The sequence below is a fragment of the Streptomyces sp. NPDC107575 genome, from assembly GCF_055657265.1.
This window is the reverse complement of sequence record NZ_JBVKBG010000003.1, coordinates 220,667-234,799: the sequence shown is the minus strand read 5'-3', so window position 1 is coordinate 234,799 and position 14,133 is coordinate 220,667. Positions and strand designations below refer to the sequence as shown.

Sequence of the window (14,133 nt, the reverse complement as noted above, 5' to 3'; positions counted from 1 at the left end):
GGTCGGGTGCGGATCGCGTCGTCGCGGCCTGCGCCGGGCCTACGTCGCGGGGCTCTGCCCCGGGCCCCGCGCCTCAATCGCCGGCGGGGCTTGAATTGGCCTCACTCGTCGGTGGGGCTGAAGTGGCCTCGCTCGTCGGCGGTGCTGAAGTGGTCGCTTCCGTTCGCGAGGGCCGGGGAGCGCGTGATTGGGGCACCAACGCGTACAGCACCACCCCCACCACCACACCTGCCCCCGCGCCGAAGCACAAAGCCGGGACGATCTCCCACGGTTGCCACGTGAGGCCGGCCCCGTTCACGTACGACAGCCAGCGCGTCACCCGTAGCGTGGCCGCGGCGCAGGCGCAGGACGTGATCAGGAGCCAGCCGAGCCACGGCTCCCCGGTGGGCGGCGCCGGGGCTGGGACAGCGGCCCGCAGCGCCCACCACGCGTACCCGGCGAGGACCGCGAGTGCGGCGGCCGAACCGGCGTACTGGGCGTACCAGTACAACGGGGAGCCCGCGAACGTCTCGCCGAGGACCGGGAAGAGCCGGATGCCCCAGCGGTCCGGGTGCGTGAAGGCGTCCCACACGACGTGCGTGGTGGCGCCGACCGCCGCCGACACGTACCACCACAGCGGCCACCACCCCGCCCGCGGCCGGGGCCGGAGCAGCGCCGCCAGCCGCCCCCGCGCCCGGCCCGGCACGAGCCCCAGCAGGGGCTCCCGGATCAGCCGCCACACGGCCACCACCGCGAGCGCGAGCGCCACATCCACGGTGAACACGCCCGCGAACGAGTGCGTGAACGCGCCGAATTCCATGCCTCCCGGCACCACGTCCGCCGCGTAGTACGTGAGATCGGGCGCGAACGACCCGGCGACGAGCAGCGCGGGCACCAGCGGCCCCCGACCCGCACCGTCCCGCCGCACGAAGGGCAGCACGGCCGCCGCGTGGCTGATGGTGAACGGCACGTGTCCCCCTGATGTTCCGTACGTGCGAGCGTGGAATCGTACGGCATCCGTAGCGGCGCAATCGTTCAATACCGGGCGCGAACGGGTGTCTGTGCGGCGGAAGTTGTCGTAGGGTCGGCGGGATCCGCGCGCTGGGGAGCGTCGCGGGTCGGTTCAGGCGACAAGGGGAGGGCTCGCGGTATGGCGGCGGTATTCGGCAGGCGACTGCGCAGGGGAGTCATGACGGCCGCGGTCGCCGCCGCGGCGGTGGCGGCCCTGTCCGCGTCCCAGGCACCCGGTGTGACCACCCCGCACGGGGACAGCGGCAATTCCGCGGCGGACCGCTCGGAAGACACCCCGCCGGACTCGGCGTCGGGCCCCGACTACTACACGGACCTGCCGCCGCTGGACAGCCCCACCGCCTCGCCCGGCAAGGGCGCGAAGGGCGGCGACGACTCCGGCATCCCCGCGACCGTCCTCGACGCGTACAAGAAGGCCGCCGCCGAGATAGGCACCACGAAGCCCGGCTGCAACCTGGACTGGCAGCTGCTCGCCGCGATCGGCAAGGTCGAGTCGGGGCAGGCCAACGGCGGTGACGTCGACGCGGACGGCAACACGCTGCACGCGATCACCGGCCCGCCCCTGGACGGCAACGGCTTCGCGAAGATCACCGACACCGACGGCGGCTCCTACGACGGCGACACGGTCCACGACCGGGCCGTGGGCCCCATGCAGTTCATCCCCTCCACCTGGGAGTGGGCGGGCCGCGACGGCAACGGCGACGGCAAGAAGGACCCGAACAACGTCTACGACGCCGCTCTCGCCGCGGGTCACTACCTGTGCCGCGCCGACCGCGACCTGTCGAACGCCTTGGACCTCAACAAGGCGATCCTCAGCTACAACAACTCCTCGGACTACCTCGCCAAGGTCCTGGCCTGGCTGGAGCACTACCGCAAGCACTCGCACTCGGTTCCCGACGGCACCGGCGTGCTGCCCAAGCACCCGAGCGGCGGCGGCAGCGGCGCGAGCCCGTCGCCGAGCCCCTCCGGCCGTGCCTCCGACCGGCCGTCGGACTCGCCGACCACGAAGCAGCCGTCGAAGAACCCGCCGAAGACCCCGTCCGGCGGCGGTTCGACCACTCCCGGCGGAAACACGGGTGGCGGCTCGGAGAGCCCCGGCGAGACCACCCCGCCGCCGACCACCAGCCCCACCCAGTCCGTCACCAAGCTCGCCGACGCCGGCACCGGCAGCCTGAGCACCATGGCGGGCGACCCCTTCACCTCCAAGGTCGCGGTGAAGGCCAAGAACGCGGCGGGCTCCGGCGTCGGCTCCGTGAAGATCCGTTTCAGCATCGTCGGTGACACCGACTCCACGTTCTCCGGCGGCGCCACCAGCGCCACCGTCACCACGAGCGGCTCCGGCACCGCCACCGCGCCGGCCCTCAAGGCGGGCGAGAAGACCGGGTCGTTCACGGTCCGCGCCATGGTCGTCGGCCGCTCCGTGGCCCTCGACTACAAGGCGAGCGTCACCGCGCGCGCCGCCGACGAGCTCACCCGTGTCGGCGAGGACGAGCTGAGCTGCGAGGCGGGCGGCACCTTCGCCAAGGCCGTCGAGCTGGCGGCCACGTACAAGGGCGCGGCCGCCGACAAGGTCGCCGCGACCGCCACCCTCGTGAAGTCGAAGGACGACGCGACCGAGGCCGACAAGGGCCCCTACTTCAAGGACGCCGACGGCAAGCCGGTCCGCACCCTCAAGGGCCTGGAGACCGACGCCGACGGACACCTCGTGCTGCCCAAGCTGTACGCGGACGACACGACCGGCACGTTCCCGCTGCGCGTCACCACGACGGGCGGCGCGACGATCGTCGTCGAACTGAAGGTGACCGCGGCCACCGCCTCGTAACACGCCCCGCGCACCGCGCAGTTGAGCCCCCGACCGCACTTGGTCGGGGGCTCAACTACGTCCCGTACAACGTGTTCTCATTCCCGCTCCGCGTTGCTACGGTGCACCGACCCAGAGGCCTGACGCCTCATCAGATTCCGTGTGCCGCAAGGCTGCAGGGAGGTCGGACATGCGCGCTCTCGTCGCCGCGGCGATCGGTCTCGCCGCGGCGCTCGCCCTGGTCCTCACCATGACCGCGGTCGGTGCCCCACCCGGCGAGACGTCCCCGAAACCGCTGCTGCACTCCGTGCCCAAACACCCGTAGAAGCCCGTGCCACGCCCGTAGCTGAGGAGGGCCGCCGCGATGCGCCGCAAGGCCAGCCTGATCCTGCTCGCCTTCGCCGTGTTCTTCACGGCGATGTCCCCGCTGATGCGCTGGTACGCGTTCCCGCGCCTCGCGAAGATCCCGCCGAGCCAGTACCAGACCATGGTCCTGGAGGCGAAGAACGCGACCCTCGTCGACTACGGGACCATGAAGGAGAAGAAGGTCCCCAAGCTCAGCATCGTGCAGACGCTCAAGGGCAACGTCGAGGCGTCGAACAAGGTGGAGGAGAGCGCCGGACGCGATGTCGTCGTCTGGGACGGCCTCACCTACGTCGTGGGACCCGACGGCAAGATGGTCTCCCAGATCCCCGAGCGCTACATCTTCGACGCCCACAGCTCCGCGCCCGTGCACGCCAAGGGCGAATCCGTCGACGGCGACCCGGTCAAGCGCGAGGGCATCGAGTTCAAGTGGCCCTTCCTGACGGAGAAGCGGGACTACGAGTACTTCGACGCGCGCGCCCGCGTCACCCGCCCCATCCACTACAAGGGCACCCAGAACTTCCACGGCCTGAGCGTCTACTACTTCGAGCAGACCATCCCGTGGACGAAGGTCCCCTTCCCGAAGAAGCTCCCCGTCAAGGGCATCACCCCGGAGTCCGTCGCCAAGACCGGCACCAAGATGTACTACACGACGGTCCGCAAGTTCTGGGTCGACCCGACGACCGGCGCCCCCGTGTACGGCGAGGAGATCCACAAGGAGCAGATGCGCGGCGGCACGCTCCTCGCCAGTGATCCCGACAAGAAGATCACCGCGTTCTCCGGGCACGTCAAGATGCGTCCCGACTTCATCGAGTCGACGGTCGACCTGGTCAAGTCGCAGCGCGTCCTGGTCCTGCTGCTCACGTCCTACCTGCCGTGGGGCTTCCTGATCCTCGGCGCGCTGCTGCTCTCGCTGTCCCTGTGGCTGGAGGCCCGCAGTCGGCGTCCCGGCGAGCCGGAGGAGACGCCGACGGCCGAGCCGGAGCCCGACCCGGTCAGCGTCTGAGCCGGGCGTTCGTGTGCCGCGTGGGCTCGGCCGTCGCCGGGTCCTCGGGCCACGGGTGCTTGGGGTAGCGGCCGCGCAGATCGGCCCGTACGGACCGGTATCCGTCGCCCCAGAACGAGGCGAGGTCCGCGGTCACGGCGGCGGGCCGCCCGGCGGGCGACAACAGGTGTACGAGGACGGGGACCCCGGCCACGCGCGGCGTCTCGCGCAGTCCGAACATCTCCTGCAGCTTCACGGCGAGCACGGGCTGCCCGGGATCGGAGTAGTCGAGCCGGATCCGGGACCCGCTCGGCACCTCGAGCCGCTCCGGCGCCAGCTCGTCCAGGCGCACCGCCTGCCCGCCCGCCCACGGCAGCAGCCGCTTCAACGCCTCCCCGGCGTCGATCCGCCCGAGGTCCGCCCGGCGCCGCGCCGCGCTCAGCTCCGGCTCCAGCCACTCGTCCACGCGCGCGTGCAGCGCCTCGTCGCCCACGTCCGGCCACGGCTCCCCGACATGCCGCCGCAGGAACGCGAGCCGCTCCCGCAGCGCCACGGCGTCCCTGCTCCACCGCAACAGCCCGAGCCCTTCGCGCCGCAGCCCTTCGACCAGCGCGTCCCGTACGAGGCCGGGGGCGGGGTTCTTGAGCGGGCGCACGGCGAGTTCCACCGCGCCGAGCCGGGTCACGTGCCGGGCCACCAACTCGCCGCCCGCCCACGCCACTTCGTCGCCTTCGCGGAACAGCGACGCGGCGGCCCGCCGGGCGACCTCCTCGTCCACCACGGCACCGAGCCGCACGCGCGCGTGCCCGGCCCCCACGGGTCGGTCCGCGACGGCTACGGCGACCCACTCGGCGTCCCGCAGGGCGGACCCGTCGGGAACGTCGGCGCGGGTGCCGTTCACCATGAGCAGCGATCCGCCGGAGCGCCGGGCGACCCGCTCGGGAAAGGCGAGCGCGGCGACGACACCGGCTGCCTGATCGTCCGACACGGTGGCCGGGGGAGCCGCATCCCCCGAGGCCGGGCGGGCGAGCCGCCGGACCTCCGCGGTCCACCGCCGGGCATACGCGTCACCCCCGCGGCGGGCGGCCCGCAACGCCCCGCCGAGATCGTCCCCGTAGTCCCGCGGCGGCTCCTCGCTCAGCAGCGCCACGACCTCCGCCGCCCGCTTCGCGCCCACCACCGGCGCCGCGTCCACCAGTGCACGGCCGAGGCGCGGATGCAGCCCGAGCCGCGCGAGCCGCGCCCCGCGCTCGGTGGCCCGGCCGGAGTCCCCCTCGACCGCGCCGACGGCCGTCAGCACCGACCGGGCCGCCGCCATCGCCCCGCCCGGAGGCGCGTCGAGGAGCGCGAGCCCCGACGCGTCCGGATCGCCCCAGCACGCGACCTGGAGGGCGAACGCCGTCAGGTCCGCGACCTTGATCTCGGGGGAGGGGAACCGCGGCAGACGCCCGTCCTCCGCCTCCTCCCAGCACCGGTACACGACACCCGGCGCCTCACGCCCGGCCCGGCCCGCCCGCTGCGTCCCGGCCGCCCGGGAGGCCCGTACGGTCGTCAGCGCGCTCAACCCGCGCGCGTGGTCCACCCGCGGCTCACGGGCGAGCCCCGCGTCCACGACGACCCGCACCCCGGGCACCGTCAACGAGGACTCGGCGACGGCCGTCGCAAGGACGACCCGCCGCCGCTCGCCCGCCGAGAGCACCGCGTCCTGCACGGCGGCCGGCGCCCGACCGTGCACCTGCAACACGTCCACATCGCCCAGGCCGCCCAGCTGCCCGGCCACCCGCGCGATCTCCCCGACGCCCGGCAGGAAGCACAGCACGTCCCCGTCCCGCTCGGCGAGCGCCCGCCGCACCACCGACGCCACGTGCGTGAGCAGCGCCGGATCCACCCGCATCCCGTGCGGCGGCCGCACCGGACGCGCGGGCGGCGCCCACACCACGTCCACCGGGTACGAGACGCCCTCGGCCTCGACGACCGGAGCACCCCCGAGCAGCGAGGCCCAGCCCTCGGCGTCCGTCGTCGCGGACGCCGCGACCAGCTCCAACTCCGGCCGCAGCGCCGCCCGTACGTCACACAGGAAGGCGGCCACGGTGTCCGCGTCCAGGTGCCGCTCGTGCACCTCGTCGAGCATCACGGCGTCGACGCCGGCCAACTCCTGGTCCCGCTGCAGCCGTTGCAGCAGCACACCGGTCGTCACGACCTCGACGCACGTACGAGGCCCCACGACGCGCTCCCCGCGCACCGTGTAACCGACCCGCTCCCCGACCTTCTCGCCGAGCAGCCACGCCATCCGCCGGGCCGCCGCACGGGCCGCGATCCGCCGCGGCTCGGCGACCACCACACGTCGTACGGGAGCGCCCTCGTCGAGCAGGCCGGCCAGCACCAGCGGTACGAGGGTCGTCTTGCCGGTGCCGGGCGGGGCGACGAGCACGGCGACGCCGTCACCGTCGAGCGCGGAGGTCAGGTCCGGCAGCGCGGAACGTACGGGGAGGGCTCGCAGGGCGTCGTCACGGATCACGTGACCAGTGTCTCCCCAGCCTTCGGCCGGGGGCGCCCCCTACCGCTCGCACACGAAGATCGACGTCCCCGGGATCAGGTTCCCGCGCAGCGGCGACCAGCCGCCCCACTCCTGCGTGTTCCACGCGGGCCACTCGGGCTCCACGAGGTCGACGAGCCGGAAGCCGCCCGCCACCACGTCCCGCACCCGGTCGCCGATGGTCCGGTGGTGCTCGACGTACACCGCGCGCCCCTGCTCGTCCTGCTCCACGTAAGGGGTGCGGTCGAAGTACGAGGCGGAGACGGACAGACCCTCGGGGCCCGGCTCGTCGGGGAACGCCCAGCGGATGGGGTGCGTGACCGAGAAGACGAACCGCCCGCCGGGCCGCAGCACGCGGTGCACCTCGCGCAGCACCTGCACCTGGTCCGCGATGAAGGGGAGCGCCCCGTACGCGGAGCAGGCGAGGTCGAAGGAGCCGTCCTTGAAGGGGAGCACGCTCGCGTCCGCCTCCACGAGCGGCACCTTGCCGCCGTCGATGCGCAGCGCGTGCTGGAGCTGGCGGTGCGAGAGGTCGAGGGCGACGGGGCGCGCGCCCTGGGCGAGCAGCCAGCGCGAGCACTGGGCGGCGCCCGCCCCGATCTCCAGGACGTCCTTGCCGGCGAGCTCGTCGAGCGGGCCGAGCAGCTCGGCCTCCATCTCGTCGAGCCCCTCGGGGCACCACACGAAACGGTCGTCGCCGAGGAACGTGCCGTGTTCGACCTGGTAGTCGTCCGCGTTCCTGTCCCACCAGCCGCGGTTGGCCCGCGCGCTCTCCGTGGTGTCCGCGTCCCGCCGGGTCGCCGTCGAGTCGTCGTCGACCGTAGAGGGGGAGTCGTGCGCTTCCATTGGTCCGGACTCTTGGATGATCGGCTCCCTCGTAATAGTGTGCGGGCCCTGCGAGGCCCATGGCGATGCCAGTGGCCTCGCGTGACAGGTTTTGTGCCGGGTATGCGGCGATCCGCCCCGGGTGTGCGCCTTCGCGCATTGACCCTGTCCGGCTGCCCCCGTATGCTACAAGTTGCGCTGCGGGCCTGCGCACCTCGGACATAGCAGGCTGTGCTCGCATCTGTTGTATGTCCCCTCGGTTATCGAGGCGCCACCGGTTCCCCAAGGGAAGCCCGGATTCGGCGCTTCCAAGGCTGTCCGGCTTCTTCAGAGCGAAACGGGCTCCCGGCGTAGCAGTACCCACCGACTTTCAATGTCCGCCGGAGCCCTTTCCCACATGACGAGCAGCACCGAGACCACCGCCACCACCCCGCAGGTTGCGGTCAACGACATCGGTAACGAGGAAGCTTTCCTCGCCGCCATCGACGAGACGATCAAGTACTTCAACGATGGCGACATCGTCGACGGCGTCATCGTCAAGGTTGACCGGGACGAGGTTCTCCTCGACATCGGTTACAAGACCGAAGGTGTCATCCCGAGCCGCGAGCTCTCGATCAAGCACGACGTCGACCCGAACGAGGTCGTGGCCGTCGGCGACGAGATCGAGGCCCTGGTTCTCCAGAAGGAGGACAAGGAAGGCCGTCTGATCCTGTCCAAGAAGCGCGCTCAGTACGAGCGTGCCTGGGGCACGATCGAGAAGATCAAGGAAGAGGACGGGATCGTCACCGGTACCGTCATCGAGGTCGTCAAGGGTGGTCTCATCCTCGACATCGGCCTCCGTGGCTTCCTGCCGGCCTCCCTCGTCGAGATGCGCCGCGTTCGCGACCTTCAGCCTTACGTGGGCAAGGAGCTCGAGGCGAAGATCATCGAGCTGGACAAGAACCGCAACAACGTGGTCCTGTCCCGCCGTGCCTGGCTCGAGCAGACCCAGTCCGAGGTCCGCCAGACGTTCCTCACCACCCTGCAGAAGGGTCAGGTCCGCTCCGGCGTCGTTTCCTCGATCGTCAACTTCGGTGCCTTCGTGGACCTGGGTGGCGTCGACGGTCTCGTCCACGTCTCCGAGCTCTCCTGGAAGCACATCGACCACCCGTCCGAGGTTGTCGAGGTCGGCCAGGAAGTCACCGTCGAGGTCCTCGACGTCGACATGGACCGCGAGCGTGTCTCCCTGTCGCTGAAGGCGACGCAGGAAGACCCGTGGCAGCAGTTCGCCCGCACGCACCAGATCGGCCAGGTCGTTCCCGGCAAGGTCACGAAGCTGGTTCCGTTCGGTGCGTTCGTCCGCGTCGACGAGGGCATCGAGGGCCTGGTCCACATCTCCGAGCTGGCCGAGCGCCACGTGGAGATCCCGGAGCAGGTCGTCCAGGTCAACGACGAGATCTTCGTCAAGGTCATCGACATCGACCTCGAGCGTCGTCGCATCAGCCTCTCGCTGAAGCAGGCCAACGAGGCCTTCGGCGCCGACCCGTCGGCCGTCGAGTTCGACCCGACCCTGTACGGCATGGCCGCGTCCTACGACGACCAGGGCAACTACATCTACCCCGAGGGCTTCGACCCCGAGACCAACGACTGGCTCGAGGGCTTCGACACCCAGCGCGAGGCCTGGGAGACCCAGTACGCCGAGGCGCAGCAGCGCTTCGAGCAGCACCAGGCTCAGGTCATCAAGTCCCGCGAGGCGGACGCCCAGGCCGAGGCCGAGGGTGCCGCGGCTCCCGCCGGTGCTTCGGCTCCGGCCGCCTCCGGCGGCAGCGGTGGCGGCTCGTACTCCTCGGAGACGGCCGACAACTCCGGCGCGCTCGCCTCGGACGAGGCGCTCGCCGCGCTTCGCGAGAAGCTGGCGGGTGGCCAGAGCTGAAACGCTCTGCGCTAGCAGGTAGTTAGCGGTTGGCCCGCACCTTCGGGTGCGGGCCAACCGTTTTTTTGTGCCCTGGACCACAGGGCTTTGCCCCGTCGGCTGTTTCTGCGGCGAGGGGTTGTGCGCGCAGTTCCCCGCGCCCCTGGCTGCGACACCTCAAGCGGGAATGTGTTGGCACGCTCCGCACGTTGTTCGGGGGGAACACGAGGAGGAGCGGTCACTGTGCTTGATCCGCAGGATTTGTACTCATGGGAGCCGAAGGGGCTCGCCGCCGTGGACATGGCGCTGGCCCAGGAGTCGGCCGGGTTGGTCATGCTCTACCACTTCGACGGATACATCGACGCCGGTGAGACCGGCGACCAGATCGTCGAGCGGCTCACAGACTCGTTGCCGCACCAGGTGGTCGCCCGCTTCGACCACGACCGGCTCGTGGACTACCGGGCGCGCCGCCCGCTGCTCACGTTCCGGCGCGACCGGTGGAGCGAATACGAGGAGCCTGTGCTCGAAGTACGGCTCGTGCAGGACGCGACGGGGGCGCCGTTCCTGCTGCTCGCCGGGCCCGAGCCGGACGTCGAGTGGGAGCGTTTCGCGGCCGCGGTGCGGCAGATCGCGGAGCGTCTCGGGGTGCGCCTCGCGGTGAACTTCCACGGGATCCCGATGGGCGTCCCGCACACTCGCCCCGTCGGCCTGACCCCGCACGGCAACCGCACCGATCTGGTGCCGGGGCACGCCAGCCCGTTCGACGAGGCGCAGGTGCCGGGCAGCGCCGCGGCCCTCGTCGAGTACCGCCTCATGGAGGCCGGACACGACGTCCTCGGCGTCGCCGCGCACGTCCCGCACTACATCGCCCGCTCCGCGTACCCGGACGCCGCGCTGACCGTCCTGGAGGCGATCACCGCCGCGACCGGAATGGTGCTGCCGGGTGTCGCGCACGGGCTGCGCACGGACGCGCACCGTACGCAGACGGAGATCGACCGGCAGGTCCAGGAGGGCGACGAGGAGCTGGTCTCCCTGGTCCAGGGCCTCGAGCACCAGTACGACGCGGCCGCGGGAGCGGACCAGCGGGGCAACATGCTGGCGGAGCCGATGGACATTCCGTCGGCGGACGAGATCGGCAAGGAGTTCGAGAAGTTCCTGGCGGAACGCGAGGGCGACGCCTGATCACGGGCCCCTGCTGGATCACGGACTCGGCTCGATCACAGACTCTGCCCGATTCCCCGGGCAGGGCCTAAGCTTCCGCTTATGTTGAAGGTGGGGCTGACCGGCGGTATCGGTGCCGGCAAGAGTGAGGTGTCACGGCTGCTCGTGGAGCGGGGGGCCGTGCTGATCGACGCCGACAGGATCGCGCGGGAGGTCGTGGAGCCCGGGACCGAGGGGCTCGCGGCCGTCGTCGAGGCGTTCGGGGACGAGGTGCTCGCCGCGGACGGGAGCCTGGACCGGCCGAAGCTCGGCTCGGTCGTGTTCGCCGACTCCGGGAAGCTGGCCACGCTCAACAAGATCGTGCACCCGCTGGTCGGCACCCGCTCCGCCGAACTGGAGGCCGCCGCCGGCCCCGACTCCGTCGTCGTCCACGACGTGCCGCTGCTCGCGGAGAACGGGCTCGCGCCCCTCTACGACATGGTGATCGTCGTCGACGCGAGCCCCGACACCCAGCTCGACCGCCTCACCAGGCTGCGCGGCATGAGCGAGGAGGACGCGCGGGCCCGGATGGCCGCGCAGGCCACCCGCGAGAAGCGGCTCGAGATCGCGGACGTCGTGATCGACAACGACGTACCGCTGGAGCGGCTGCGGGAGCGGGTCGACGAGGTGTGGGCGGAGCTGGCGCGCAGGGCGCGTGCCGCCACCGCGTGATCGTTCTCGCCGCCTGCACCGCGCTGGGCGGTCTGGTGGCGCTGATCGCGGGCGCGTACGGGCTGCAGCGCGGCCGTCGGGTCCACAGCGCGGGGAACGTCGCGCAGGCCCTGGTCAAGCCGCCGCAGCAGGGCTCGGACCGGCCCCTGCTGCAGTTCGAGACGGGCGACGGGCGGGTCGTCGAGGTCGTCTCGCCCGTGCCGCCCAGCAAACGGCGGCCGCTGCCCGCCGGCGGGGTCGTCAGCGTCGCGTACGACACGGAGGATCCGCGCGAGACCGTGCTGCTCGGCGGGGAACGGCCCGGCGTCGACCGGGCCTTCATGATCGCGGGGGGCCTGCTGGTGCTCGTCGGCATGGTGCTCACGGTGTCCCTGAGCCGCTCGCGCTGATCGCGCCGCGTGTTCCTCCGAAGGGCCGCGGGAAGGAATAGCCCTTACGGTCCACGGTGTTGACCTGGTCGACACCAGGAGGAGGTTCGTCGTGCCCGAAGCCACCCCGGAGACACACGTCATCGACTACCGCGCCGCCGAGCAGCTCCTGGCCGCGCGCGATCCGCGCGGAGCGGTGAAGCTTCTGGACGACGTGCTCGCCGTCTACCCGGAGCACACGGCGGCCCGGCTGCTGAGGGCCCGCGCGTTCTTCGCCGCCGCGCAACTGCGGGCGGCCGAGCTGGAGTTCACGATCGTCCTGGAGCGCGAGCCGGACAACGCGTTCGCGCACTTCGCGCTGGCCAGGACGTACGAGCGGTGGTCGCGCCCGCAGCAGGCCCGGCGGCATTTCCGCCTCGCCGCCGCGCTCGACCCGCAGCCGGAGTACCTGGCGGCGGCCCGCTTCGACGACTGAGGGGCGCTAGCGCGGCCTGCGGTACGGCGGGACGTCCCGGCCCGGCTGGTAGTGCGGGCCCTGGCGGATGTGCCGCAGGATCATGAACAGGTCGACCGTCGTGATCAGCCAGAGGATTCCGCAGGCGAGGGCCCATCCCGGGCGGTGCGCGAGCAGGAACGCGACGGTGCCGAAGACCGTCCACACGAGCCCGAACAGCGCGAGGCCGAGCCGCAGGCGCAACGGGCTGCGGGCGGTGACCGGCTCGTCACCGGTGCGGACGAAGTGCGCCGGGTGCGGCACGTGTGCGCGATGCGGATGCGTGCGGACCATGATCACCATCCCCTCGGGGTGCGGCACCTTCCAGCATGCCACTTGCGGGTGAAGGGGCGGGCGGCTGGAACCGGGCCGATGGGCGGATCGTTGGACCGGCATGAGCCTTGAGATGCGTACGGGATACGAGGGCACGGGTCCGGGCGCCATCACGCCGGACGGCTGTGCCGTGGAGCTGTACTCGCGGCTCGCGGTCGAGAACGAGCCGGACGTCGTCGCGGGCGCAGTGCCCGCCGGTGCGAGCGTGCTGGAGCTGGGCTGCGGGGTGGGCCGTGTGACGCACGCGCTCGTGGAGCGGGGCTTCCAGGTGACGGCGGTGGACGAGTCGCCGGAGATGCTGGAGCGGGTCAGAGGGGCGCGCACGGTGCGGGGCGCGATCGAGAGCCTCGACCTCGGCGAGACGTTCGACGTGGTGCTGCTCGGGTCCATCCTCGTCCACACCGGGGACGCGGAGGTCCGTGCGGGGATGCTCGACGCGTGCCGGCGTCATGTCGCCGACGGTGGCTGCGTGTTGATCCAGCGGGAGTGGCAGGGGGCGCACGAGAACCTGCCGCGTGAAGTGACGGGGCCCGGCGGCGGGTTCACGATCCGCAAGCTCTACTCGGAGCCGGTGGGTGACGGCGTGCGCTCGGTGAAGGTCGAGTACGTGTTCCCGGACGCGGTGTGGACGCAGACGTATCGGGTGCGGCCGCTTACTCCGCCGGAGTTCGAGCAGGCGTTGGCGCGGGCCGGGTTGAAGATCGACCGGGTGTTGACGGAGGACGGGACGTGGGTGCGGGCTGTTTTGGCGTGACGGTGGGTGGCGCCCGCGGTTCCGTTTCGGGACACCGGTCCCAAGCCCCGGGCTCCGTTGCGGGACGCCGGTCCCAAGCCCCGGGCTCCGTTGCGGGACGCCGGTCCTACGCCGCGGGGCTCTGCCCCGGACCCCGCGCCTCAATCGTCGGCGGGGCTTGATTTTGCTCCCGGGTCCCGCGCCTCAGCTTGATTTTGCCCGCCTGCCGTTGGGGCTTGTTTTGCCCGCCTGCCGCAGCGGCTGGGTATTTCAAGCCCCTGCGGCGATTGAGCAGCGGGGTATGGGGCAGAGCCCCAATCTTTCGCCCCGGGGCCCGCGCCTCACTCGTCGGCGGGCCCCTGGCCGAAGGTGGCGCGGAGGCGTTCCAGTTCGCGGCGGTCGCGCTTCGTCGGGCGGCCCGTGCCGCGGTCGCGGATGCCGACCGGGGGGATGACCTCGCGCGGGGGCGGCGGCGGGGAGTTGTCGACGTAGGCCTCGGCGGCGACCGGTGCCCCGACCCGCTTGCGGATCAGGCGGGTGACCTTCACCAGGCGCTCGCGGTCCCCGGGCCTGCGCACCCGCACCTCGTCGCCGATCCGCAGCGGGTGGGCGGGCTTGACGCTCGTCCCGTTGACCTTGACGTGCCCGCCCTTGCAGGCCGCGGCGCCCGCCGAGCGCGTCTTGACCAGGCGTACGGCCCAGATCCAGCTGTCGACCCGCACGCTGCTGCCGCCGCCCGACCCGTCCGGCGCCTGTGGTGTCCCCGGTGTCTGCGATGCCATGAGTCCGACGATAGCCCCGCGCGGGCCGCGCCCCGAACCCGTTGTCGCACCCCTCGGCGAGCCCCGGCCGAACGATCCCCGACCTCCCCGGATAATCCGGGCGAAAGGAGCGTATTCGACAGCGAGGGGTGCATGAAGACATG

General features: G+C 71.9%; 14 protein-coding genes. 9 read left to right on the top strand and 5 right to left on the bottom strand.

The window, feature by feature from the left end:
- Positions 1 to 73: 73 nt before the first annotated feature.
- Positions 74 to 949 carry a DUF4184 family protein gene (locus tag ACZ7L4_RS14325; RefSeq protein ID WP_472102393.1) on the bottom strand — a complete coding sequence of 292 codons (876 nt, stop codon included), beginning with the start codon at positions 947 to 949 and terminating at the stop codon, positions 74 to 76.
- 180 nt (positions 950 to 1,129) lie between these two features.
- Between ACZ7L4_RS14325 and ACZ7L4_RS14320 the strand changes: the two genes are divergently transcribed.
- The 3 genes from ACZ7L4_RS14320 (at position 1,130) to pgfA (ending at position 4,178) form a co-directional block, all read left to right on the top strand.
- Positions 1,130 to 2,830: a lytic transglycosylase domain-containing protein gene (locus ACZ7L4_RS14320; RefSeq protein WP_472102391.1), complete on the top strand. Its 1,701-nt coding sequence runs from the start codon at positions 1,130 to 1,132 to the stop codon at positions 2,828 to 2,830.
- A gap of 169 nt (positions 2,831 to 2,999) precedes the next feature.
- Positions 3,000 to 3,134, top strand: a complete 135-nt coding sequence (locus ACZ7L4_RS14315; protein WP_266720761.1) for an SPW_0924 family protein — start codon at positions 3,000 to 3,002, stop codon at positions 3,132 to 3,134.
- A gap of 39 nt (positions 3,135 to 3,173) precedes the next feature.
- Positions 3,174 to 4,178, top strand: a complete 1,005-nt coding sequence (gene pgfA, locus ACZ7L4_RS14310; RefSeq protein ID WP_472102388.1) for a cell envelope lipid trafficking protein PgfA — start codon at positions 3,174 to 3,176, stop codon at positions 4,176 to 4,178.
- On the opposite strand, the gene hrpB is transcribed toward pgfA, so the two are convergent.
- Positions 4,168 to 6,675 (bottom strand): ATP-dependent helicase HrpB, encoded by a 2,508-nt coding sequence (gene hrpB / locus ACZ7L4_RS14305; RefSeq protein ID WP_472102386.1) that lies wholly within the window; start codon positions 6,673 to 6,675, stop codon positions 4,168 to 4,170. The genes pgfA and hrpB overlap by 11 nt on opposite strands.
- Before the next feature lie 39 nt (positions 6,676 to 6,714).
- Positions 6,715 to 7,539 carry a class I SAM-dependent methyltransferase gene (locus ACZ7L4_RS14300; protein ID WP_472102384.1) on the bottom strand — a complete coding sequence of 275 codons (825 nt, stop codon included), beginning with the start codon at positions 7,537 to 7,539 and terminating at the stop codon, positions 6,715 to 6,717.
- A 376-nt stretch (positions 7,540 to 7,915) separates the two neighbouring features.
- Between ACZ7L4_RS14300 and rpsA the strand changes: the two genes are divergently transcribed.
- The 5 genes from rpsA to ACZ7L4_RS14275 all read left to right on the top strand — a co-directional run bounded on the left by rpsA (position 7,916) and on the right by ACZ7L4_RS14275 (position 12,124).
- Complete coding sequence (gene rpsA / locus ACZ7L4_RS14295) at positions 7,916 to 9,430, top strand: 30S ribosomal protein S1 (RefSeq protein ID WP_450817789.1); 1,515 nt, start codon at positions 7,916 to 7,918, stop codon at positions 9,428 to 9,430.
- Between the two features lie 222 nt (positions 9,431 to 9,652).
- Positions 9,653 to 10,591 carry a PAC2 family protein gene (locus tag ACZ7L4_RS14290; RefSeq protein ID WP_472102382.1) on the top strand — a complete coding sequence of 313 codons (939 nt, stop codon included), beginning with the start codon at positions 9,653 to 9,655 and terminating at the stop codon, positions 10,589 to 10,591.
- 81 nt (positions 10,592 to 10,672) lie between these two features.
- Positions 10,673 to 11,281 carry a dephospho-CoA kinase gene (coaE, locus tag ACZ7L4_RS14285; protein ID WP_472102380.1) on the top strand — a complete coding sequence of 203 codons (609 nt, stop codon included), beginning with the start codon at positions 10,673 to 10,675 and terminating at the stop codon, positions 11,279 to 11,281.
- Entirely contained in the window at positions 11,278 to 11,670 is a 393-nt protein-coding gene (locus ACZ7L4_RS14280) for a hypothetical protein (RefSeq protein ID WP_472102378.1), read from the top strand. The genes coaE and ACZ7L4_RS14280 overlap by 4 nt, the downstream gene beginning before the upstream one ends.
- 91 nt (positions 11,671 to 11,761) lie before the next feature.
- Positions 11,762 to 12,124, top strand: a complete 363-nt coding sequence (locus tag ACZ7L4_RS14275; protein WP_385765588.1) for a tetratricopeptide repeat protein — start codon at positions 11,762 to 11,764, stop codon at positions 12,122 to 12,124.
- Between the two features lie 6 nt (positions 12,125 to 12,130).
- On the opposite strand, the gene ACZ7L4_RS14270 is transcribed toward ACZ7L4_RS14275, so the two are convergent.
- Entirely contained in the window at positions 12,131 to 12,436 is a 306-nt protein-coding gene (locus ACZ7L4_RS14270; protein WP_472103998.1) for a DUF6343 family protein, read from the bottom strand.
- Positions 12,437 to 12,536: 100 nt separating this feature from the next.
- On the opposite strand from ACZ7L4_RS14270, the gene ACZ7L4_RS14265 reads away from it, so the two are divergent.
- Positions 12,537 to 13,229 (top strand): class I SAM-dependent methyltransferase, encoded by a 693-nt coding sequence (locus ACZ7L4_RS14265; RefSeq protein WP_472102376.1) that lies wholly within the window; start codon positions 12,537 to 12,539, stop codon positions 13,227 to 13,229.
- Positions 13,230 to 13,549: 320 nt separating this feature from the next.
- Here ACZ7L4_RS14265 and ACZ7L4_RS14260 read toward each other — a convergent pair whose 3' ends face one another.
- Positions 13,550 to 13,990, bottom strand: a complete 441-nt coding sequence (locus ACZ7L4_RS14260) for an RNA-binding S4 domain-containing protein (RefSeq protein WP_472102374.1) — start codon at positions 13,988 to 13,990, stop codon at positions 13,550 to 13,552.
- Between the last annotated feature and the right edge of the window lie 143 nt (positions 13,991 to 14,133).

Bases quoted from the DNA above. Each gene is read 5' to 3' on its own strand.
- ACZ7L4_RS14265 (WP_472102376.1), top strand. From the start codon at position 12,537: ATGAGCCTTGAGATGCGTACGGGATACGAGGGCACGGGTCCGGGCGCC.
- rpsA (WP_450817789.1), top strand. From the start codon at position 7,916: ATGACGAGCAGCACCGAGACCACCGCCACCACCCCGCAGGTTGCGGTC.
- coaE (WP_472102380.1), top strand. From the start codon at position 10,673: ATGTTGAAGGTGGGGCTGACCGGCGGTATCGGTGCCGGCAAGAGTGAG.
- ACZ7L4_RS14260 (WP_472102374.1), bottom strand. From the start codon at position 13,990: ATGGCATCGCAGACACCGGGGACACCACAGGCGCCGGACGGGTCGGGC.
- ACZ7L4_RS14300 (WP_472102384.1), bottom strand. From the start codon at position 7,539: ATGGAAGCGCACGACTCCCCCTCTACGGTCGACGACGACTCGACGGCG.
- ACZ7L4_RS14270 (WP_472103998.1), bottom strand. From the start codon at position 12,436: ATGGTCCGCACGCATCCGCATCGCGCACACGTGCCGCACCCGGCGCAC.
- pgfA (WP_472102388.1), top strand. From the start codon at position 3,174: ATGCGCCGCAAGGCCAGCCTGATCCTGCTCGCCTTCGCCGTGTTCTTC.
- ACZ7L4_RS14320 (WP_472102391.1), top strand. From the start codon at position 1,130: ATGGCGGCGGTATTCGGCAGGCGACTGCGCAGGGGAGTCATGACGGCC.
- ACZ7L4_RS14315 (WP_266720761.1), top strand. From the start codon at position 3,000: ATGCGCGCTCTCGTCGCCGCGGCGATCGGTCTCGCCGCGGCGCTCGCC.